The organism is Microcystis aeruginosa LEGE 91341, assembly GCF_015206885.1.
Classification (GTDB): domain Bacteria; phylum Cyanobacteriota; class Cyanobacteriia; order Cyanobacteriales; family Microcystaceae; genus Microcystis; species Microcystis aeruginosa_H.
Map to the genome: position 1 here is coordinate 1 of NZ_JADEXY010000071.1, position 21797 is coordinate 21797.

At 44.2% G+C, this 21797-nt stretch carries 24 protein-coding genes and 2 tRNA genes; 17 read left to right on the forward strand and 9 right to left on the reverse strand.

The window, feature by feature from the left end; all coding sequences use genetic code 11:
• Positions 1 to 179 precede the first annotated feature (179 nt).
• Positions 180 to 1409 carry a hypothetical protein gene (locus IQ234_RS12200; protein ID WP_193957287.1) on the forward strand — a complete coding sequence of 410 codons (1230 nt, stop codon included), beginning with the start codon at positions 180 to 182 and terminating at the stop codon, positions 1407 to 1409.
• 6 nt (positions 1410 to 1415) lie between these two features.
• Here IQ234_RS12200 and IQ234_RS12205 read toward each other — a convergent pair whose 3' ends face one another.
• Together IQ234_RS12205 and IQ234_RS12210 are read right to left on the reverse strand one after the other, a co-directional pair.
• Positions 1416 to 1826 carry a salt stress protein, Slr1339 family gene (locus IQ234_RS12205; RefSeq protein WP_193957288.1) on the reverse strand — a complete coding sequence of 137 codons (411 nt, stop codon included), beginning with the start codon at positions 1824 to 1826 and terminating at the stop codon, positions 1416 to 1418.
• A gap of 345 nt (positions 1827 to 2171) precedes the next feature.
• The gene (locus IQ234_RS12210) at positions 2172 to 2429 is read right to left on the reverse strand and encodes a chlororespiratory reduction protein 7 (RefSeq protein ID WP_002740613.1); all 258 of its coding nucleotides are present in this window, start codon (positions 2427 to 2429) and stop codon (positions 2172 to 2174) included.
• A gap of 31 nt (positions 2430 to 2460) precedes the next feature.
• Between IQ234_RS12210 and IQ234_RS12215 the strand changes: the two genes are divergently transcribed.
• The 8 genes from IQ234_RS12215 (at position 2461) to IQ234_RS12250 (ending at position 7212) form a co-directional block, all read left to right on the forward strand.
• A complete protein-coding gene (locus IQ234_RS12215) occupies positions 2461 to 3936 on the forward strand; it encodes a protein adenylyltransferase SelO (RefSeq protein WP_228008496.1) in 1476 nt (491 codons plus the stop codon).
• A gap of 298 nt (positions 3937 to 4234) precedes the next feature.
• Complete coding sequence (locus IQ234_RS12220) at positions 4235 to 4510, forward strand: BrnT family toxin (RefSeq protein WP_002785632.1); 276 nt, start codon at positions 4235 to 4237, stop codon at positions 4508 to 4510.
• Positions 4511 to 4529: 19 nt separating this feature from the next.
• The gene (locus IQ234_RS12225; protein WP_228008497.1) at positions 4530 to 4748 is read left to right on the forward strand and encodes a BrnA antitoxin family protein; all 219 of its coding nucleotides are present in this window, start codon (positions 4530 to 4532) and stop codon (positions 4746 to 4748) included.
• A gap of 357 nt (positions 4749 to 5105) precedes the next feature.
• Positions 5106 to 5474, forward strand: coding sequence for a hypothetical protein (locus IQ234_RS12230; protein WP_193957289.1), 369 nt, complete (start codon positions 5106 to 5108; stop codon positions 5472 to 5474).
• Between the two features lie 224 nt (positions 5475 to 5698).
• Positions 5699 to 5965 (forward strand): hypothetical protein, encoded by a 267-nt coding sequence (locus IQ234_RS12235; RefSeq protein ID WP_002765250.1) that lies wholly within the window; start codon positions 5699 to 5701, stop codon positions 5963 to 5965.
• A 4-nt stretch (positions 5966 to 5969) separates the two neighbouring features.
• Positions 5970 to 6350, forward strand: coding sequence for a clan AA aspartic protease (locus tag IQ234_RS12240; RefSeq protein WP_193957290.1), 381 nt, complete (start codon positions 5970 to 5972; stop codon positions 6348 to 6350).
• 264 nt (positions 6351 to 6614) lie between these two features.
• On the forward strand, positions 6615 to 6827 hold the full coding sequence (locus tag IQ234_RS12245; protein WP_193957291.1) for a type II toxin-antitoxin system VapB family antitoxin: 213 nt from the start codon (positions 6615 to 6617) through the stop codon (positions 6825 to 6827).
• On the forward strand, positions 6814 to 7212 hold the full coding sequence (locus IQ234_RS12250) for a PIN domain nuclease (RefSeq protein ID WP_193957292.1): 399 nt from the start codon (positions 6814 to 6816) through the stop codon (positions 7210 to 7212). Before IQ234_RS12245 ends, IQ234_RS12250 begins: the two co-directional genes overlap by 14 nt.
• A 148-nt stretch (positions 7213 to 7360) precedes the next feature.
• Here the strand turns inward: IQ234_RS12250 and IQ234_RS12255 are convergent.
• From IQ234_RS12255 to IQ234_RS12265, 3 genes are all read right to left on the reverse strand, one after another.
• Positions 7361 to 7432, reverse strand: a tRNA-Gly gene (locus IQ234_RS12255).
• Between the two features lie 261 nt (positions 7433 to 7693).
• The gene (locus IQ234_RS12260; RefSeq protein WP_193957293.1) at positions 7694 to 8548 is read right to left on the reverse strand and encodes a prohibitin family protein; all 855 of its coding nucleotides are present in this window, start codon (positions 8546 to 8548) and stop codon (positions 7694 to 7696) included.
• Positions 8549 to 8551: 3 nt separating this feature from the next.
• On the reverse strand, positions 8552 to 9025 hold the full coding sequence (locus IQ234_RS12265; protein ID WP_193957294.1) for an EVE domain-containing protein: 474 nt from the start codon (positions 9023 to 9025) through the stop codon (positions 8552 to 8554).
• Positions 9026 to 9345: 320 nt separating this feature from the next.
• On the opposite strand from IQ234_RS12265, the gene IQ234_RS12270 reads away from it, so the two are divergent.
• Positions 9346 to 10695 carry a sensor histidine kinase gene (locus tag IQ234_RS12270; RefSeq protein WP_193957295.1) on the forward strand — a complete coding sequence of 450 codons (1350 nt, stop codon included), beginning with the start codon at positions 9346 to 9348 and terminating at the stop codon, positions 10693 to 10695.
• 18 nt (positions 10696 to 10713) lie between these two features.
• On the opposite strand, the gene IQ234_RS12275 is transcribed toward IQ234_RS12270, so the two are convergent.
• Positions 10714 to 10786, reverse strand: a tRNA-Glu gene (locus IQ234_RS12275).
• Between the two features lie 127 nt (positions 10787 to 10913).
• On the opposite strand from IQ234_RS12275, the gene IQ234_RS12280 reads away from it, so the two are divergent.
• Both IQ234_RS12280 and IQ234_RS12285 read left to right on the forward strand, forming a co-directional pair.
• A complete protein-coding gene (locus IQ234_RS12280) occupies positions 10914 to 12419 on the forward strand; it encodes a hypothetical protein (RefSeq protein WP_193957296.1) in 1506 nt (501 codons plus the stop codon).
• 480 nt (positions 12420 to 12899) lie between these two features.
• Positions 12900 to 13898, forward strand: coding sequence for an Npun_R2821/Npun_R2822 family protein (locus IQ234_RS12285; RefSeq protein WP_193957297.1), 999 nt, complete (start codon positions 12900 to 12902; stop codon positions 13896 to 13898).
• Positions 13899 to 14188: 290 nt separating this feature from the next.
• On the opposite strand, the gene plsY is transcribed toward IQ234_RS12285, so the two are convergent.
• The 3 genes from plsY to IQ234_RS12300 all read right to left on the reverse strand — a co-directional run bounded on the left by plsY (position 14189) and on the right by IQ234_RS12300 (position 16745).
• Entirely contained in the window at positions 14189 to 14872 is a 684-nt protein-coding gene (plsY, locus tag IQ234_RS12290; protein ID WP_193957298.1) for a glycerol-3-phosphate 1-O-acyltransferase PlsY, read from the reverse strand.
• 69 nt (positions 14873 to 14941) lie between these two features.
• Entirely contained in the window at positions 14942 to 15637 is a 696-nt protein-coding gene (fabG, locus tag IQ234_RS12295) for a 3-oxoacyl-ACP reductase FabG (protein ID WP_193957305.1), read from the reverse strand.
• An 82-nt stretch (positions 15638 to 15719) separates the two neighbouring features.
• Positions 15720 to 16745, reverse strand: a complete 1026-nt coding sequence (locus tag IQ234_RS12300; RefSeq protein ID WP_193957299.1) for an ABC transporter ATP-binding protein — start codon at positions 16743 to 16745, stop codon at positions 15720 to 15722.
• A gap of 580 nt (positions 16746 to 17325) precedes the next feature.
• On the opposite strand from IQ234_RS12300, the gene IQ234_RS21190 reads away from it, so the two are divergent.
• The 5 genes from IQ234_RS21190 to IQ234_RS12325 all read left to right on the forward strand — a co-directional run bounded on the left by IQ234_RS21190 (position 17326) and on the right by IQ234_RS12325 (position 21643).
• A complete protein-coding gene (locus IQ234_RS21190; RefSeq protein WP_322743456.1) occupies positions 17326 to 17427 on the forward strand; it encodes a PEP-CTERM sorting domain-containing protein in 102 nt (33 codons plus the stop codon).
• 191 nt (positions 17428 to 17618) lie between these two features.
• On the forward strand, positions 17619 to 18650 hold the full coding sequence (gene lpxD / locus IQ234_RS12310) for a UDP-3-O-(3-hydroxymyristoyl)glucosamine N-acyltransferase (RefSeq protein WP_193957300.1): 1032 nt from the start codon (positions 17619 to 17621) through the stop codon (positions 18648 to 18650).
• A 33-nt stretch (positions 18651 to 18683) separates the two neighbouring features.
• Complete coding sequence (locus IQ234_RS12315) at positions 18684 to 18980, forward strand: hypothetical protein (RefSeq protein WP_193957301.1); 297 nt, start codon at positions 18684 to 18686, stop codon at positions 18978 to 18980.
• An 820-nt stretch (positions 18981 to 19800) separates the two neighbouring features.
• Positions 19801 to 20910, forward strand: a complete 1110-nt coding sequence (locus IQ234_RS12320) for an amidohydrolase family protein (RefSeq protein ID WP_416209679.1) — start codon at positions 19801 to 19803, stop codon at positions 20908 to 20910.
• A gap of 106 nt (positions 20911 to 21016) precedes the next feature.
• Positions 21017 to 21643 carry an O-methyltransferase gene (locus tag IQ234_RS12325; protein ID WP_193957303.1) on the forward strand — a complete coding sequence of 209 codons (627 nt, stop codon included), beginning with the start codon at positions 21017 to 21019 and terminating at the stop codon, positions 21641 to 21643.
• Positions 21644 to 21797 lie beyond the last annotated feature (154 nt).

Consider the following 21797-nt stretch of genomic DNA (forward strand, 5'->3'; position numbering starts at 1 on the left):
GAATAAAGCTGCCTATTGCCTATTGCCTATTGCCTATTGCCTATTGCCTATTGCCTATTGCCTATTGCCTATTGCCTATTGCCTATCCTGATATGTAGCATATACTCAACGGATTTAGTATTAATTCCCTTGTTGGAGAAAGTGAATACAATGGGTGGAAAGCGAGTTAAAAAAGTCCGATGAATCGACAAAGACGGCAAAAATCAAGACAATTTTCTCTCCCCAGATATTCTATCTTTCCCCCGGAACAATGGCGATGGGGGGTGACTTCTTTGGTGATTAGCTTAGTCTTGTCCCTACTGATTTTAAAACTGAATACCTCTAGTCTCTCCACTGCAACCATAGATATTTTTAATCCCTCCACTGTGGGGGAGAATTTAGCTGGTAAGAGTCTAGATGAGTTAGAAAAGCAGAAAATCGCCGAATTTTTGCAAATTACTCCGCCAGAAACCGAATTAACCCTCGATCGCACTCCTTTGTTTATTCTTCACGATACAGCTTGGAGTATGACTGCGGGTAACATCGAAGAACAGAAAAAATATGCTCGCGGTCCGATGAAATTGGGTCCTAATGTTTACATCCCCCGCAAACCGCATTCCAGGGATAGAGATATTTTAGACTCGATCGCCAGGCCTTTTTTTGAACGTCACCGTCCCACGGCCACTTTTTATGAACAAGCAGCCGAAATGCTGCCCGCAGACACCAGAGATCAATTAGTGCGTCAACTGTGGCAACTTACCCCAGAAACTATCCGCGTCAAGGGTTTTGCACTTGCTTTAGAGGGTGTTCCTTTGAGTACGCGCTCGGCCTCTGAGTTAGAAAAAAGGGCGAGAATTTGGTTAAATACGTCTTCAGAAGCTGTTTTTAGGCGTTTAGTCAAAGAATATCCCACAAATTACTTTGATGGGGCAAAAAGCACCGCATTATGGGCAACAGAAGCGATTTGTCAGCAGCTATCTCACCCTAATTGCGATCGCTTGCGGCCAGTTTTTGCCGAAAGAAATCGTCGGGTTATCTCCAGTGTTAACATTGAACTGGTGCAAGCGCCGGGATCCCACTGTTTGACCAAAGGACGCTTGCAACCCCTCCCCGGTTACAGCGATTTTCAATACCAACAAACGGCGAAATATTATCTCCTCGCAGCCTTACAAACGGGACAATTACCGCAAATTGTCAGCCATTTTGCCATCGATAGTTTTCTGATTAATCAAGGAAAATATCCCCATTGTGACCCCCGGGGTTTTGATCTACAACGTCTCTACAATCTCATCAGTCAAGCTTTGGATTATGACCCCGGCACTGTTTATGGTATCGTTCCTCGTTATGGCACAAATATTATAGCTGGTGATAATATTTGGTGGCATAATCGAGTTTTTGATGCGGCCAATTTACCCACAACTTTAAATTAGACCTGATCATTTAGAAATATCCACTTCTCCCAAAGCTTCTAGATAGGTAATCGCCGCTTCTAAAGGAGAATCGTAGCCATAGGAAAACTCCTCAAACCAGCGTCCTTCCTCCGATTTGGCATCCAAGTTATCTAACCATTGCTTTGCCTTTCTAGTTAAAGCTTCTCGCTTGCGCTGCTGTTTTAATGCCGACGCTTTTTCTTTTTCCGCTGCCTCCTGTTGTTCCCTTTCTTGGTTTTCTAAGGCTAAAGCTTTTAAAAGCGCATCGGTAGAAGAATCGCCGGCATAATTAACCTTAAATTCAGCCGGGGAACGATCTTTTTCTTGGCGAGAAGAAGGGGACGGCATCGGTTTTTCTTGATCCCGTTTCTGGTATTCTGCCTTCATTTGTGCCAGTAAATCTTCTATTTCTCCCATAATGATCAAGTGAGGAAAGTAAAAAGTTAAAAAGATAATTGCTCTGATTCCCTCTGCCTTAATAACGGCTCTACCGAATCTGTCATGCAAAACTATTAACAACTCATGCTTGTAAAGTTTGTATAGTAAGGCTTTGAGTTTTTGTTAGATTGATATTTATCAGCTTTAGAGCATTGCTGGACAGAGAGGGAGGTTGGGGAATTTTCTACAGTGTAAGTTCGGAAGAACCTTAATAACTAAGTAGCTGGTTATAATTAAATTGAAGATGGATCACCCCTTAATCCCGCCTTGATAAGGGGGGTGTCTGACAGTTTTTAACACCTAACTACTTAATAATGGGTTTCCTTATTTTTCCAAACGGACCACATACCATTGTAGATAACCCTCCTCACCCAGGTCTAACTCGCAGTAATTATCGCGCAAATAGAGAGCTTTTTCCTCAAAACTAGAGAATTTTGCCAATTGTCGGGGACAAATCTCCGGTTTTGCGGTGATTAAATCTTTTAACTTATCGCGTAACTGGTCGGGAGTCTGGAATTGTTCAGATTGATCGGCCTCAAGGACAAGAAAATAGTCCCCTTGATACATAATAGAATCGGGCATCGCTGTTGGATAGTCTCAGTAGGAAAAATTTTTGGCTATCTTTATCACTTTATCGCCTCAAAGCTCGATCGACACCACCACTATGACAGACCATCTCACCAATCCCTTTCTCAGTATCCCTTACGAAAGCGCCATGCAGGACTTGGGGGACCAATACTACGATCAAGTTGCGGCTGCGGATTTTCCCAGTCATATCCTTCGTTTTCGCAATGATGCTTTATTACCTTTGGTGGGAATTCAGCCAGAATTAACCTTAGATGAGCATTTTATCGAGGTTTTTGGTAAATTTCAATCCCTGACCCCTTTTTTGGCCCTGCGTTACCACGGTTATCAATTTGGCGAGTATAATCCTTTCTTGGGAGATGGTCGCGGTTTTCTCTACGGTCAAGTTAGGGGTATTGATGGCAAATTATACGATTTTGGTACGAAAGGATCGGGACGGACTCCCTATTCTCGTCATGCGGACGGTAGGTTAACTCTCAAGGGTGGAGTTAGAGAAGTCTTAGCTGGGGAAGCTTTACGCGGTTTAGGGGTGAATACCTCTCGCTGTCTCAGTTTGGTGGAAACGGGAGAAGCTCTCTGGCGGGGTGATGAACCTTCCCCGACGCGATCTTCGGTGATGATTCGAGTTAGTAATTCTCATATTCGTTTTGGTACTTTTGAGCGTTTATTTCATATTAAACGTGCCGATTTAATTAAAAGACTTCTCGATCATGTGATTATTTATTATTATCCTGAAATCGATCCCCAAGATAGCGATCGCTATTTAAAATTTTACGCAGCTTTGATTGAAAGAACCGCTAAATTAGCAGCCCAATGGATGGCCGCAGGTTTTTGTCATGGGGTTCTCAATACCGATAATATGTCAATTACTGGGGAAAGTTTCGATTATGGCCCTTACGCTTTTATTCCTTCCTATAACCCCCAATTTACGGCGGCTTATTTCGACTACGGTGGCCGTTATAGTTATGGTAATCAGCCTTTTATCTGTCGTTTAAATCTAGAGTTACTGCAATCTCCCCTGGCCATGGTTGTCTCCTTGTTAGAGTTAGATATGGCTTTGGCTAACTATGACCAGCGTTACAATTTTTATTATCAAAAAATGATGCTCAAAAAGTTAGGTTTTGAGGATATTTTTACTCCCGAATCTGCTTTACTGGTTAGCAAAACTGTGGAAGTTCTCCAAGAAACTGGCCTCGGTTATCACGACTTTTTCTATCAATTAAGTGAACAATTTAATTACGGTTGGCGAGAAAATAGTTCTCTAATTCTTGAAAATATGGATTTACCGAAAGCTGATTGGCAACGTTGGCGAGAGTTATATAGTTTGGTCTTAAATCAATTACCCCTAGATTCTTTGGCTCAAATTGACGACAATTTAAAGCATTATAATCCTAAAATCGCTTTACTTAGACCGCTAATCGAATCGGTTTGGGAAGCAATTACTTATAACGATGATTGGCAACCTTTCCGAGAATTAGTGATAAAATTACAAAATAAACAGTAATTAAGTAATAAGTAGTGGTCAAAATTAATTTCTTGGTTAGAATAGGCAAGAGGTGGTTAAATATGTGTAATTAATTATGTCTAGCTACTTGTTTAGGTCATTTCCTGAAATGCGTTGGACAAAAATTGACCAGACTTGGCGATCGATGTTTCCCTTCTAACCATTAAGAGTGTCGAAATAATAGTAAAATTTTGTGACAAAGTGCAGTCAGATATAAGAATCTTTACTAGAATTATAGAAAGCTTCTGTGATCAGTCTCCTTATAACTACAATTGGTTATTGTAGCTGTTGTTCGGTTATGGAATATGAATGGGATGAAGCAAAACGTCTTGCTAATCTTCGTAAGCACGGAATAGATTTTACCGATGTTCCGGCCGTGTTTGATGGGGATATTGTAACGGTTGAGGACGATCGTTACGGTTATGGAGAGCAGCGTTTTGTCACATTCGGTTTGTTGCAAGGGCGAGTGATTGCCGTTGTCCATACAGAACGTGAGGATTGCACCCGTATTATTTCTGCAAGAAAAGCGACGAAATATGAACAACGAACCTACTTCGAGCAACTCTCAAACTGATTGGCAACGATTGGATGCGATGAGCGATGAAGATATTGATTTATCAGATTGTCCAGAGATTACGCCAGAAATGTTTGCTAAGGCGGTAGTGCGGCGGGGTTTACCTGCTACAAAAGCCAAGACTCAAGTTACACTCCCCATTGATAGCGATGTATTAGAGTGGTTTAAGTCTCAAGGGCGTGGCTATCAAACACAGATCAATCAATTGCTACGAGCGTATATGGAGGCACATCAATAACAGGCAGATTCATGTTTTTGTATTTGAAAACAAGGATGGCAGCGGCATAACAAGGAATTTACCATACTTTATTAGACTGAAAACCGCTATAACAAATCACCGCACCCGAAATAATAGTGAAATTTTGTGACAAAGTGCAGTCAGATAAAGAATCTTTGCTAGAATCCTAGAAGGCCTCTGTGATAAGTCTTCTCAAAGTAGATTGTTTGCAGTAAACTAATCTGGCTAACAGGCTTTTGGGCGTAATATAGGGAAAGTTAACCCATATCGTTACTCTAGAGAGTGTTATGCAGAAAGTTGACCTATAATATGTAGTTAGGCTGCTCACCGAAATTATCCTACATACTTTGAACTGAGATGGAACCAAAAATGGCTATAAAGCGAAAAGTTGAAAAAAATGAACTCGGGTTAACAGTTGAAAGTTTGGTTGAAACCACTATTCTTGCTATTGACGTAGTACAAATTTTGCATGAAAAGAAAGTTACAGGTAGAACTAAAAATGGTGTTAGTTTTTTATCTGAGCATTATTATAAACAAGGCTCAGAATGGCATGAAATTACTTATGACGTTATTCCACAGATAGAAACTGGAAAATTACAGATTTCAACACGAATGATATATGAATGGAAAATTTGTAATGTAACAGGATCGCATGTAGGAAAGTTAAAAGTAAGTGAATTATATGATAAAAATGGGAACCTTAAAAAACGTGAAGAATTTAGCTGATTCGGCGTAATAGTGCGATGCCGAAGGCACTGCGTAGCAGTACGCCGATCTTGTAGGGTGCGTTCCCTTCCACCGATCGATTTTTGGGAACGTACCATGCACATTGATTGAAACTGTGAGTCTAAGTGCGATGCCGCTCTGGTGGGCCCAGTTGAGGAATGTTAGGGAAGATTCCCCATGTTTGGTTAAAATAGAGGGGCAAAAGTCGCCCCAGGGTCGCTTCAATGACAGTTAGACAACCCCGCTACAGTAAAGAAGAATTTGCTCGACGTGGTAATGAGATTTATCAATCTCAGGTACGTCCCCAAGTCGAGGAGGGCAACTATGGCAAAATTGTGGCGATCGATATTGAGACAGGAGCCTTTGAATTAGCAAAGGATACGATGACTGCTTCAGACCGATTGCTAGAACGTTGCCCCGACGCTCAAATCTGGTGCGTTCGGATTGGTCATAGAGGAGTTCATCGCTTTGGTGTCGGTCGTTTGCAATAACTCTATGATGCAAGGAATTGTTGATCAAAACTGTGAGGCGACTATCCGACTGGTCGTAGGCAATTTAGATTCACAGAGGCAAATGATCGATGCTGTCATTGATACAGGATTTACAGGTTTTCTGACTCTGCCTTCCTCAGTGCTTGCCGATCTCAACTTACGCGCATATAGACGTGAAGAGGGAATCCTGGGGGATGGAAGCACTTGTATTTTCGATGTGTATCGTGGTTTAGTTATTTGGGATGGAGAGTTGCGGCGAATTGATATAAACGAATCCGATACAGAACCTTTGGTTGGTATGAGTTTACTCTACGGCTATCGGATGCAGCTTGATGTAATCGAGGGTGGTACGGTTACAATCCAGGCATTGAGCAGTTTAAGTTGATCCGTGGGTCACTGTCTAACCAGCCCTAGGGTGCGTTCCCTAATGGGGGTCTTACTGCTCCACCGATCGATTTTGGGGAACGCACCATGCCCATGGATTGAAGTTGTGAGTTTAAGTGCGATGCTGAAGGCACTACGCCATTGCCCTATGTAGCTTAAAGCTTGAGAGCCAACTAACAAAGATATGCCCAGAGGTGGGTTAGTCATCTATCGGATTAAAATGTAAAGAGAATAATCACTTATACTTCAATCTAATATCCATCCTATGCAAATTACCCTCAACCTTGATGAATCGCTTCTCAAGGAAGCCTTTCAACTGACTAACCTCACCACCCAAGAGGAACTGATGAATCTTGCTCTACAAGAATTCGTAAGATCCCGCCGTAAGAAAAACCTTCTCGACCTTGCCGGACAAATTCAATTTGCTCCAGATTTTGATTATAAAGCCCTACGTGGAACTGGTCATGTTGCTGATTGATACATCTGTGTGGATCAGCGTCTTCCGCGATCGCAGTGGTCAAGTTCGCCAGCAACTGGAAACGTTAATTGCAAATCGTGAGATTTTACTCACCCGCTTTACTCAGCTTGAACTGCTTCAAGGGAGCTTAAACGAGCAAGAGTGGACAATCCTCTCTACTTACCTCGAAGTGCAGGATTATGTTGAACTCACGCCTTCTTCCTGGCAAGCGGCTGCACGTATTTACTATGATCTGCGTCGTCAAGGATTGACTGTTCGCAGCCCAATTGATTGCTGTATTGCTCAAGTGGCACTGGAAAATGATCTGCTTCTGATTCACAACGACCGTGATTTTGAAACCATTGCTCAAGTGCGATCTCTTCAAAATCTCCGTTTTCAGCCCTAGGGTGCGTTCCCTAATGGGGGTCTTACTGCCCCACCGATCGATTTTGGGAACGTACCATGCCCATGTATTGAAACTGTGAGTCTAAGTGCGATGCCGCTCTGGTGGGCCCAGTTGAGGAATGTTAGCGAAGATTCCCATTGTTGTCAGAAGCGGGTAACGCGACTCGAACGCGCGACATTCACCTTGGGAAGGTGACGTTCTACCACTGAACTATACCCGCAAAACCATCCCTAATCATAGCATTGACCCCGCCACAAGAGCAACTGCTCTAGGCTGTTTTTCATCATCGCGCCAGTGGGTCCAGAAACGCTAAATAGACTCGCCAGCGGATGATCAAAAATATTCGCCGTTCAACTTCTTCATCCTCAAAGAGTCAAGGAGCCAGAGATTGTTTTAAATGCCATTTGTCGATAATATCACCGGGTAATTTTGAGAGGTTGGCAAGGTTTCTTTTAAAATGCCTCTGAGCTTGGACAGGAATTTAGGGGGTATCTTCTGACAAAGAATCACTATAATTAAATAAAAATGGTACGCTATTTTTCCCCGCTCCATCCATAACTAAAACCCGGGGCATTTGCGCTCCACCTTCGCGCCAAGCTTCAATCGCTTCTTTCTGTAAAACTAATCCTCCTCCCTGTTCTTTTAAAGTTTCTGCTAATAGTCTTTGTGCCTCAGCTTTCCCTTTAGCGCGATTAATTTCTGCTTGGGCCTGTTGTTCTGCTTCTTGGGTGATATAAACGGCTCTTTGGGCGCGTTGTTCTGCGATTTGTTTATCTTCGACAGCCCGGGCAAATTCCGGGGAAAAATTCAAATCTACCACACTGGTATCTAAAACTAGAATACCATACTTTTCTAACCGAGTCGATAGGGCATTATCAAAGTCTTCTTTTAACTCACTGCGTCGAGTAATTGCTTCCTCTACGGTTCTTTTAGCGGCGGCAATTTTAAAGGATTCTTGGGTTTGAGGGGCGATAATTTTAGCGACAATATTTTGTAAAGTTCCTTGGGTTCTTCTAATTGCAACTACTTGCGTCGGATCGAGACGAAAATTAATCGCAAAACTAGCGGATAAATCCTGTAAATCTTTAGTGGAACTTTGGGCAGGAACTTCAAATTTTTGCACCGTAACATCGTAGATATCGACACTAGAAACAAAGGGAGGTTTAAAGTGCAATCCCTCCAATAAAACCCCGTCCTTAGCTTTTCCTAAAACACTTAAAACTCCCGCTTGTCCGGGGGTGATAATCACATAGGCATTAAAGGCCGCTAAAATGACAATAGTGACCAATAATCCCCCAATCAGGGAAAGTAAATTAATAGCATCTTTCTGGTTCACAGTTTATACTCCTTGACGAGCGACTAAAGCGAGAATTTTTGTTGCGATCGCTTGATTGACAGGCATCACTGACAGACGATTTCCTGTCCTTACTAATAATAATTCATCGGCGGTAAAATTTTGTTTTAAAATTCCTAGGGCCAGCAGTTGGGGAAAAAGGCGATCGAACTCAACTTTAACCGTCCACCAGCGCGGGGAATCTGGAGAGGATTTAGAATCATAGTAGGGACTATCGCGATCGAATTGTGTCGGATCGATCATATCGGTTTCCACTACGCGCATCAAGCCGACAATCCCCGGCGGGGTCGTATTAGAATGATAAAAAAAGGCCAGATCTCCCCGTTTCATCTGACGGAGAAAATTGCGGGCCTGATAATTTCGCACTCCCTCCCAAATAGTTTGACCCTCTTTTTTTAAATCCCCGATACTATAGACATTGGGTTCCGATTTCATTAACCAGTAATTTAAATTCATCATTGATAGTTGTTATTAATTCAAATAAGCTCAAAAATATTTTTAGCCGTTCCTGTCAGCCTTGTTGCCATAGGGTTAAATATAATTCACTTTAGCTGCTTTTGTAGTTCTACTCAAACAATTATTGAGAAGAATGTATCTAAAAATACTTTTGTTAGCAGCAATTTTTAAGGACTATAAGCCTTCAAGTCTAGCTATTCTTGGCAACCGTCAGTTTTTCCCTATAGCTAAAAATAATTTATTCTCCATCATTAAATCGCTCAAATAAGCTGTAAAATAGGATACATTGCCCTAAAAATCTCTAGCCAATCCATAGATTATCGGTGTTCCAAGCCACTCGCCGCCGTTTAGCCTTATGGTACACTGTTGTCACTGCCATACTACTGCTTTTTCTCGCTACGGGAATGTATTTTTATGTGCGGCATACCCTAGTGGATCGCATTGATGATACCCTCAAACACATCATTGAGGTGGTAAATCGTTCCCTAGTGATCGAATCGATTCCCCCGAACCAAGGACGTTATCGCGTCGATCCCCTCGCAAGTTTTCCCAGTCAGGGTAAATCCGTGGAGGACGATCATATAGATTTGGAATGGTTCGATCCCCAAGGTAATCTAGTTTGGTCAACTCTGGCTGAATCCTTAGATATTCCCCTCCATCCCCACCGTCAAGGGGAAACTATTCGCTTATCTGATGATCGTCTGCTGCGACAAATAACCGAAAGGGTGGAAATCGATCATTATGTTTTGGGATATCTGCGGGTAAGTCATCCTTGGTTTGAGGTGACAAAACCAATTAGACAGCTATTATTGGATTTAATCGTCGGAATTTGCCTGATGATTGCCAGTGTCGCTGGGATTGGTTGGTTTTTGTCCGGTTTAGCCATTCAACCGGTAAAAGAGTCCTATCAGAGTTTAAAACAATTTACCGCCGATGCTTCCCATGAATTACGCAATCCGATCGCCACTATCCAAACTAACGTGCAAATGGCGATCGCTTATCCCCAAACTGGCGATCAACGCTTGCGGGTGATCGAGCGTTTAACGGAAAGATTGGGCAATTTAGTCAATGATCTGCTTTTTTTAGCCCGTTCTGATAGTGGCATCGTCCAACCGATCGAGCAAGCTGTACCTTTGGATGCTTTATTGATGGAAGTGGTGGAAGAACAGCGTTTAATCGCCGATAAGCAGGGAATTTGCCTTTCTTTGTCGATTGTGGAACCAGACCAAGAGGATTTTTCCTACAGCGATGAAATGTTTACTATGGAGGGAGATTGGGATCAATTAGCTCGTTTATTCACAAATTTAATTTCTAATGCCCTAAAACACGCTTTTTTGCCCGAATCTGAGCCTAAAAATGTAGCAGTGGAATTGGAAAAAAGTAAACGCGATCGACAATCGGTGTTACTGGTACGCATCAAAGACAACGGAATCGGGATTCCCGAGGCTGCCTTATCCCATATTTTTGATCGCTTTTATCGTCTCGATCCCGCACGGCAAAATTCCGCCACTTCCGGGGGAACAGGATTAGGATTAGCGATCGCTTTAGCGATTACCCTCAGTCATCATGGACAAATTAGCGTCGAAAGTCAGATCGATCGAGGAACAGTTTTCACCGTCACCCTACCAAAAAGCCATCAACGGGAGAAAAAAACCGAAAAGTCAGAAGCTTAACACCTCTGACTTTTTTTATACCCCCAAGGGAATTCGAATCCCTGTCGCCTCCGTGAAAGGGAGGTGTCCTAGGCCACTAGACGATGGGGGCTTGGATTTCAGACCTTTTTAAATATAACAATAATCTTTCTGGGAGTCAAGGGTTTTGGCAAAAATTTTTTTTATCCCGCCCTTGCACAATAGGATAGTCTAAATGAAGATGTTATCGCCCAAAATCCATGGCTGCCGATCCCTATAAAAGCCGACTGTTCAACCTGATCAACCGTCGTTTGATCCGTCTGAAAGATAACCTCGGCCGCGTCTCCCGTCGCGGTCAAAATGCGATCGCTCTTGCCCTGCAAATAGCCATCTATCCCGTCTATTTACTGGTACAATCGCTGCGGGTGACAGCTAATCAATTGGGGAACAGTCTCCAGAAACAATTATCACCCCCCGGCAAAGAGGGAACGGATGCGATCGCAGAATTTCTCCAGAGCTTATCCGACCAAGAAACGGCATTTATTGGCATAGCAGCCGATCTAGAGGATCAAGCTTTAGTTTTCGTCACTAACGATCACCAGACCGTTAAAATCACCGATAATCAAACCCAAAGACAAATAGAAAAACAAATTAGGACGGCACTGGCTAACTACGCCCTCGAAAAACGGAGAATTAAGCGATTAAATCCTCAGTATCCGCCTTTATTACCAAATTTTACCGATAAAAATTCTGTCTTGCCTCCGATCCGTTGGTTTTGGGACCTACTACGCTGGGAACAACAGGGACAAATAGCGATCGCCATAAATCTATTCCAAGAATCCCATCTTGTCAAAACCCCGACACCACCCTCCTTACCACTGCCTAATTTAAATTCTCAAGGGATTTTAGAAGTTATTGACGAAAAATTAGCAATTTTCGAGACTAAATTTCTCGCTATCTCCCCCGCAATCCCCGGCAGTGTTAGCCACACCTCTAATCCCCCTTCCGATCTCGTTAACCAGTCCCCGAATCTGGAGAAAAATTCCTCCTATCTCTGGCGACTTTATTGGTTAATTTATGCGGCGATCAAGCATTTCTGGGCAAAAGAAAAGAACAATTTAGAATATAGTGCCGATTCACCCGCTTTATCGGCAAAATATCCCCTAAGTCTTCCTAATTCTCTGCTGATCACCTTCAAGCAACGTCTCCAGGATTGGCTAGAAAAACAAACCCAAGCGGATCCCTTCACGATCGGCAAACTCATCCAAGCGGCGATCGATCACTTTTTTTCCTCTCGCCAATCCCTGACATTTTCCGCCGTCAGCGAGCAACCTTGGCTAGAATCCGCCGATATCTTGGCTATTTCTCCCCAAGACTCCGAAAAACCCCGCCTTAATCCCGCTAATTCTTTTCCCCAGTCCCCAGTCACTCCGTCCCAGCCTAATAGCACAGAAAAAGCTTTTAGTCAAGAAAAACAAAATAAATCTTTACAAAAAATCCCCCCGGCTGCCGCTGAAATTACTGCCAGAGAATCCCCCCCCGCCACCCAATTAGATCCCCGCTATGCTAGGGAGATAATTCAACCAATTAACGAAGAATGGTTAGAAACCGAATCAACCCCCGTCGGCTACGTTAAACACCCCTTAGAACGGATTTTAGAGGGATTAGATGCGATTATTTTATGGGTAGAGGAATTGGTTATTAAAATTTGGCGTTGGTTGCGGTACGATCGACGCATTTCTAAATTACTCAAACGCAAACGTTAAATCGATCGAGCGGTTTTGGGTATAGTCGCTCGGGTAGTCTTTCTTTTGTGAAAAAATTGAGACTATCTTTAGGGACTTACCTCTATCAATCTTAGGCGTTGCACTTCGCTTTTGAATGAGCATTGACTAATCAGCAGTTAAGGTCATGGCCATAATCTGAAATTACCGAAATTTATCGACAAAAATAAGCTAAACTAAAGGCAAAAATAATATGTTTTGATTTTTTCCTTGGAATTACTTATGGTTTGCTGAATAATGGTAAAACCCTTTTAAAATAAGGCTTTTGACCTGCTAAAATCCGATGTTCATGCTGCGAAAATAGGATTGGGATATTCAAAAACCTTGCATTATCATTCTTTGAGTACACAAACTGGTACAAAAAAAGAGGACAACAAAGCCTGAAACGACCGACTCCTGACTCCTGACTCCTAACCCCTGACTCCTAACCCCACCAACAAACTTTTTCAGCAAACCCTACTTATGGACGGTATCTGTACCTTAGCCAACGATCGCATTTACGATCAATTAATCGCTCTACTCAATAGCATCGAGGTAAATGGGGGAAAAGATCTTCCTGTTTGTGTCTATCCCTACGATGACAACATCGAACGGATCAGAGCGGAAATTGCTCAACGTCCTAACGTACAGTTATTTGATAATCGAGACGTGATCGATCTCTGGGATAATTTCGCTAAATCTGCTTGGGAACCCCATCCTACGGCTAAAGAACGCTGGTTAAAGGCTGGTAGTAGAGGTTATCATCGTTTTGGTACCCATCGTCGTTATTGTGCCTTTGATGGGCCATTCGATCGCTTTATCTACATGGATGGTGATACCCTCTTGATGAGTCCCTTAGATCGGGTTTTTGCACAGTTAGATAATTATGATTGTGTGGTTTACGATTTTCAGCACAAAGATATCACCCACGTTTATGAAGTTACTTCCCCAAAATTATTAGAAATCTTTTCCCAAGAACGTCTTAACCAAGAAATTTTCTGTTCGGGTTTTTATGGCTCAAAAAAAGGTTTATTTGACGAGGAACGCCGCAATTGGCTAATCGAACAATTGCGAGCAGGAGAAGCAGAAATAGTTTATCCTATGGCAGTCGATCAACCTCTGTTAAATTATATGATGATGCGCTCAAATTGTGCTATCTCGAATCTAGCTCTTCAATTGCCGAAAGAAGAACGCACCGGCTGCTGTGTCACCTCTCCCCATTTTCAGGCTTTAGATAATATTCTTTACGATAAGGGTAAACGATTGACATACATTCACTACATCGGTTTATCTTCCTCTCTGTTTACTCGACTTTGTAGCGGTGAAAATCTCGATTTTCCCTATCGAGATATTTTCTTATACTATCGTTATCTCTACCAACCTAGTCAACGTCCTATATTTACTGATAGTCCCAAACCCTATCAAACACCGAACCTAACTTTTTGGCAAAAAGTAACCAGAAAACTCGGTCTAGGAAAATAATAATTAGGAGTGAATATAGCGTTTCCTAAGCTAGTGAGGTACGCTTATTTTTCTTCCCTTTTGCCTAAAACCCATAACTTTTGTACCTCATCAGACTGAAAAACGCTATAATCAGTTTTCAGGTTATTAAAGACTGATTATTTATTGACCCTTTTGCCTTTTGCCTGTCCTGATATGTAGTCTATACTCAATGGATTTAGTATCAGTTATCTTAAGGGTGAGTTAGGAAGTCTCTGGTTTTAGGGAACGGGAAACATGAGCCAGTCGTCTAGAGACGATAGGAAATTAGGTTACACTTCATCTGTAGAAGAAACGCTGTAACCCAATTCCGATGATGGCTGTACTTTCTGACCTATTTTCGGTTCTGTGCCTGCCAACAATCTTTTAATATTACCCTGATGACGAACAATCACATAGATTCCCCCCATCAAACTAAATAAAATATAGGGGAGAGGTTGACCAAAAATAACCATTAAAATATTCACCACCAGCGCCCCGATAATCGAACCTAAAGAAACAATCCGGAAAAGTGCGAGCATAACCAAAAAACTCGCCAAAGTTCCGCAAGCCACTAGGGGATTCATCACTAATAAAACCCCTAAACTGGTGGCGACGGATTTACCCCCGCTAAAATTCAAGAAAATCGATTTACTATGACCGATGATTGCCCCCAATGCTGCCCCAATAATTAACCAGTAATACCAACTTTCTGGGAGAGGATTGACATCAATAAAATATAGTCCTCGTGCCATGGCCACCGCCGCCATTCCTTTTAACATATCAATTAATAACACCGTCGCCCCGGCAGTTTTTCCCAGAGTTCTCAACACATTGGTAGCCCCAGTGGAACCGGAACCATAGTCACGAATATCGATACCTTTGCTATATTTACCGATTAAATAACCCGTGGGAATTGAACCGAGCAGATAGGATAAAAGTAAGATAGTAAGACTGATAAGAATCGGAATAAGCATAAATTAAACCCAATTTTTAGCAAGAGCGAGCGCCGTTATCACTGTATCAGCCCGAAGACAAAAAAACACTCACAGAGAACCATAGACGGGAATTGCCGCCCCGCGCAAGTCTTTCGCCCCTTCCCCCGCTAGAAAACAGATCACCTCGGCTAGAGATTGGGGACTTACCCAGTCCTTGGCCTTTGCCTCTCCCATCGCTTCCCGGTTGCCCGGAGTGTCGATAATACTGGGCAAAACCACGTTAGCGGTAATATTAGTCTGTTTAGTTTCTTCTGCGATCGCTTGGGTTAAAGCCACTACCGCCGCTTTCGAGGCACAATAGGCGGCCAAATTTGCCCCCGGTTGTACGGCACCACGAGAACCGATAGTGACGATACGACCGTAATTATGGAGTTTCATCAAGCGTAAACAGTGTTTACACAGTAAAAAAGTGCTATGGAGGTTTAAATCAAACATTTTTAGCCAATCTTCATAGCTAAACTCCTCCGTCGCCCCCATGGTAAAACCCCCGACTAGATGAATTAAAACATCGACCCGACCGAGATCATCAATTAATCTAGCCACGGCAGTTTCTTGGGTTAAATCCACCCTGACAAAGCGAATACGCTCAAATTCCGCCGCACTCAGCCGAGATTTCAGACGAGCTACCTCCCCTTCCTCCCGATAGGTCATGGTTAGATGACCGCCATGGTGTAAAACCGCCGGAGTGACTCCTAAACCCAGTCCTCCCGTACCGCCGGTCAGCAATACCCGTTTATCTTTCATATTGATGGATAGATAGTCGATCGCCCCAATTATAGAAGATTTAACGGGACAATTGGGCAATATTACCGCCTTTCTCGCCGGTCTAGGATTCCTTCATCGCTTGTTTTTTCTCCGCCTTGAGGTCGCGACTGCTGGTGGCGGCAATTTCCGCATCCATCAGGGTGCGTCCGGTAGCCGCTAGATAGACATCATCGAGACTAGGACGGGATTGGGCCATGCTAAACACGGGTAATCCCGATTCGGCTAGGGTTTGTTCAATTTTGCTTAAAGGATTGCTATTGGCCGTAACGATAAGATTAAGGGAGTTACCCTGGGCGGTATTGACGATTACTTCCTCGACAAAAGGCAGACGGGATAATAATTCTTTCGCTTGGAAAGCTTCTTCCTCTGGGGAAAATTCCCGCACTTTCAGGGTAATGCGATCGCCACCCAGTTGCTCCTTCAGTTGTGAGGGGGTACCGCGAGCGATGACGATACCATTGTCGATAATTGCCAAGTTATCGGCCAAAGCGTCGATTTCTTCGAGATAATGGCTGGTAATTAATACACTGGTTCCAGCTGCCCGCAATTGTCGCAGAAAATCCCAGACAATCAAACGACTTTCGATATCGAGGCCCACAGTCGGTTCATCCAGCACCAAAACTTCCGGCTGATGCAGTAATCCCGCTGCTAAATCCAGCCGTTTTTTGATGCCGCCGGAATAGGTCCCCGTTTTTTTGTCGGCGTATTCCTCTAATCCTAAAAGATTTATTAATTCTTTAATTCTATCTCTTGACTTTTGAGCGGGAATGTGATATATGGCCGCTTGTAGTTGCAACAGTTCCCGGCCGGTGAGCATTTTATCGAGGGCGACTTCCTGGGCAACGTAACCCAGGCGTTTACGGGCGGATTTGGGGTTATTCAGGGCATCGACACCCCCCACCTCGATTTTGCCGCCATCGGGTTTAGCAAGGGTACAAAGACAGCGAATCGTGGTGGTTTTTCCCGCACCATTGGGACCGAGTAAACCGAAGATTTCTGCCGCTGCTACGGTAAAGGAGATATCTTTAACCGCTGCTGTCTGACCGTAGGATTTTTTTAAGTTTTCGATCGCCACCGCAAGGGTCATAAGCTGATTTTCGCCCACTTGAGCGAGACAATTTTTTTGTTAACTTTCTCGGTCTATTTTAACCCACATTTCCCACTTGAAAATCTGGTATTGTAGATTTAATCTACTCACTGCGGTCTCTGCGGCGGTGATGACCAGCAGCTCAAAGGTTGAGAAGGTGGCACTCGTTGGCAATCCCCACTGATTGGCTATTGTTTGGCCAGGGTTTCCAGTTTAATCTCAACGACAACGTGTAAAAAATGGCGGTCCGTTGCATTTTCAATTACCGTAACCGATCAAAGTTCCGAAAAGATCAACAAAAGCCTTCGTGAAACGTGGGCTTTTTAACCTCATTTTTTCGATAAATTCTTCTTTTTAGCGAAGTTTGTTGTCTCTCGAATGGGAAAATATTCAGCCAGTTTTAAGTAGCTAGTTATAATTAAATTAAAAATGGATTTTAGGTTCGATCCCCCCTGCCCCCCTTGATAAGGGGGGTGCCGATAGGCGGGGGGATCCCCCTTAATAAGGGGGGCATCTGATAATTTTTAACGCCTACCTACTTAAGCCGGTAGATACTGGTGTTTGTTAGGGAGAGTCAGGAATTTTTAACCTAGATTTTCAAACAGTTCCCGAACCATCCACTCTGATCGTCTTAATACTGTTCGGGTCAATTTTATTAACTCGATCGAGGAGTAAAAACTAAAACCAATCGGTTTTGGAGAGAGCAAACTTATCTCCAAAACCGATCTAGATCGAGATCGGCTTTATTGAAATAGAAAACAGGGATTATTCCCTAAAAAACTAGCAACTTTTTTGACTATAATAACGACAAGATTATCGGTATAGTTTTAAACTATCCTAGGATAAGCCCTATCTCGATCGCAATATATATTTATGAAATTTAGTGAAATTGCCCAAAAATTAAGCCCTTTAGTCTCTGCTCACAGTTTAACTGCCTATCCCGACAGAAATCCCGAAATTAAAGCCATAACTCCCATCGAAACCGCCCTAGTCGATACGATTAGCTATATCGAAGGGGGAAAATTTGCAGCCTTTGTCGCCAAAACTGAAGCTACTGCCCTAATTCTGCCCCTGGATGCCAATTTACAACAACAGGCCGACGAACGTGGCATCCCTTGGTTAGCTAGTGCCAATCCCCGACTTTTATTCGCCCACGCCATCAAATTATTCTATCAACCCTTTCAGCCCCAACCCTACATTCACGCCACCGCCGTGGTGCATCCATCGGCTAAAATCGGCCATAAAGTCGCCATCGGGGCCCATGCCGTGGTGGAAGCGAATGTTACCATCGGTGATGGGGTGTGCATTCATCCTAACGCCGTTGTTTACCCCGGGGTGCATATTGGCGATCGCACAATTCTCCACGCTAACTGTACTATCCATGAACGGGTACAAATCGGCAATGATTGCGTTATCCACAGTGGCGCTGTTATCGGTGCGGAGGGCTTCGGTTTTGTGCCGGTTCCCGAAGGCTGGTTTAAGATGGAACAATCGGGTATTGTGGTCTTAGAAGATGGGGTAGAAATTGGCTGTAATAGCGCCGTGGATCGTCCGGCAGTGGGAGAAACCCGCATCGGTAGCCAGACTAAGATCGATAATCTCGTCCATATTGCCCATAATTGCCAAATTGGCCAAGCTTGCGCCCTAGCAGGACAGGTGGGCATGGCAGGAGGCGTAAAATTGGGCAATCGCGTTATTTTAGCAGGACAGGTGGGCATTGCCAATCAAGCAGCGATCGGTGACGGTGCGATCGCAACTGCCCAAGCTGGCATTCACAACGATATCGCGGCAGGAGAAGTGGTTTCTGGCTCTCCCGCTATGCCGCATAAACTATTTCTCAAAGTAGCAGCCGCTTACAAGCGTTTACCCGAAATCTATCAAGCGGTTAAGCAGTTGAAAAAATAGTCCTATTCGGGAGTCAGGAGACAGGAGATTATTTTGATTTATTCTCCCTTCTCCCCACTTCCCCACTTCACCACACCCTACACCCCCATCCTGACAGGTGTAGGTTTATTACAAAGAGGTGAGCAGTCACACACTCAAGGAGAGAAAATCAAGCGTTGTCAGATAAAGGGCGTTGTCAAATCGAAAGATGATCCGAATCAGCTTGGAACTGAAATTACTTTGATAGCAAGGATTGCATTGCATCTTTCATATTCTGATCTGACAACGCCCTTCACTCAGACAACATCTCACCAAGAAATATTTGGTAACAAATTATCACAAAAAGCTTGACAAGTGCTGAAACATCAGGTTTAACTCCCCGTCAAATTTCACCTTCAATTCTGGAGAGGAACGTCCTTTTGCGGGAGACGACCCAGAGTAATCCCCCTAATTCTAGCACGAACCTCAAATCAGGTCAAAAGTCTTTTTATCCTTGCCAGGGCGCACGGTTAGCTTCTATGAATTGACTCACAACCCTAGTTATACTAAATCCGTTGAGCATAGGCTACTTATGAGGAGAGGCAAGAGGCAGAAGGCAAGAGGCAAAAGGGGGAATAAATAATCAGTTTTTAATAACCGAATTTAGTATTAATTCGGGGCTTTCGGATACCTGGCACGGAGGAGAAGCAGAACTTTTTGACCAATTTTAAAAAACTTGCGTTTTTTGGATCATCCCAGCACATAGGAACGGTTACTATCAGTTAGTGCAAATAAATTAACCCCGTGTGCAACTATATTTTTAGTCTTGATTTACAAGGCTTTCAGAAATCAGCAGAGATAAAGTATCCTCTGGAACCCTGATTATGTCGTTTTTAGCTGCACATCGCGTTACCTAAGAAAGTTGACAAAGATCGTACTTTGTGCTGACCGTCGAAATCTGGAGAGAAAAGTCGATTTTTCGTTCCGATCGACCGGTTTACTGGGGGGTGCGCCGAACTACGCGCATCTCTCGTATCGTGTCAATCCCTTGATCGGAATCGTTACAACCGTAGTTTAGAGAAACTTTTGGAGCGAATATATGCGAAGAGTTAAACGGAGAGTGAGTTTCCAGGTAATAGACGCGGACAGTCATATCGTTTTGCCGAACGATGATAGTTGGTGGCGAGAAACGATGCCGAAAAAGTACGCGGACTGGATGCCCGGTTATGAAAATTCACAACTCCATGCGGAAGGTAGGATCATCGAACAACCTTCCGCGACCTTTCACGGCCAGCCAACCGCCGCCGCGTGGTTCGGGAAAACCCAAGGCGCTACCTATACACCTGGAAGCTGGCAAAAAGATGACCCAGCCGCGATCACCGTGTTGGAAGCGCTCAAAAAAGGGGGACTGAATCCGGCCGATCGATTAACAGCGATGGACTCCGAAGGCATCGATATCACCTATATTTTTCCCTCCAAAGTGCTCGGTTTATTACCGGCGCTCCGAAGTTCCGCTTTCGCGCTGGAAGTGGCCCGTTCTTATAACAATTGGATAGCGGATTATTGTGCCGATAGCGAGGGTCGTCTCAATCCGATCGCCATCCTTCCCCAACAGGATTTGATTCTGGCGGTTGAAGAGGCCGAACGAGTTCGGAACAAAGGTTTCTCGGCGGTGATGTTGCGACCGAATACGGTGGGCGGTCTTAATGTAGATCATCCCAATTATGAAAGATTGTGGTCTGTCTGTCAGGAGGCTGGAATCGCCGTCATGTTTCATGAAGGCTACGGCGTGGCCAACATTCCCCGAATCGGCGTGGAACGAATTCACAACACCATGCAGGGACACATGATCAGTCATCCTTTCGAGCACATGATGGCGGTCCTGTTATTAATAACTGGCGGTGTGATGGAGCGTTTTCCGCGTCTTCGTTTCGGGTTTATGGAAAGTGGGGCTAGTTGGGCACCCTTTTGGTTTAATCGCATGGACGGTCACGCGGAATTTTTCGCGAAAGATCACGCTCTATTACCGGAAAAACCCAGCACCTATTTCAAGCGGCAATGTTTCCTCGGTGTTGACGCGGACGATCCGCTTCTGCCGACCCTGATCGACGCGGGTTTCGAGGACACGCTCTTATTCGCCAGCGATTTTCCCCATTTCGACGCGCCCTTTCCAGGTGCCGTTGATTTAATGATCGATCGGATCGATATTAGCGACAGCGTGAAGAGAAAGATCCTCTACGAAAATGGCGCGCGGCTCTACGGAATTCCCGCGAACGCCCCGCGAATTCCGGTCGCGTACTAGGCATTTCGTTTGTCCGATGGAGGGGCGCGAGGTAGGCCGTGAATCGGTCGAACCATTGGCGCCCATCCTAGGAATAAAAAATAATCGATCGACGAGGAAGAATTGTATGGAAAGTCGAATTCAAGCGGTATTAGAGCGTTTAGAAGCCCGCTCGCAACAGGAAAATTCCCTGTTAGAGTCCCTCCGATCGCGAGGGGGTAGCGCTATCCGGGAGCGGGCGGAAAATTTGATGCTGGATGTGGGGCCGGAAGTCGGGCTTTTTCTCAATCTTCTAGTTCGATCCACCCGCGCGACCGCGGTGATCGAGATAGGAGGTTCGGTAGGATATTCGACGATCTGGTTGGCGGAAGCAGTGCGGGCTAACGGTGGCCGGCTTTATTCCTTCGAGGTGAACTCCGCCAAACAACAGGAGCAAAAAGAGAATCTAGAGGCGGCCGGATTGTTGTCGGTAGTGGAACTGCTCGATCGGGAGGCGATCGAGGTGATTCCGGAGATAGAAACCGATATCGATCTGGTTTTGCTCGATCACTGGAAGGAATTGTACGTTCGGGATTTCGAGGTCTGTTGGCCGAAGCTTAAAACGGGGGGTTGTATCGTCGCCGATAATATTTTACGGCCCCAGAAAAACGCAGCGGTCATCTCGGCGTATCTCGATCGAGTTCGCGCTTGTACGGATGCGCGTAGTACCCTACTCCCGATCGGGGACGGAATAGAAATGACCGTAAAAATTTAGCCTGACTACGGCGAAAGGAATTGATTTTTGACATCCTCGCCGCCCTAAAAGTGCGGCGATTCCTAAACCTCACGATTTAAGTTTCTGCTTCCACCACCGTCGCATACCACAGTTAAAAAACCATGTACTGTCTTACACAGAGTCCACAGACTTT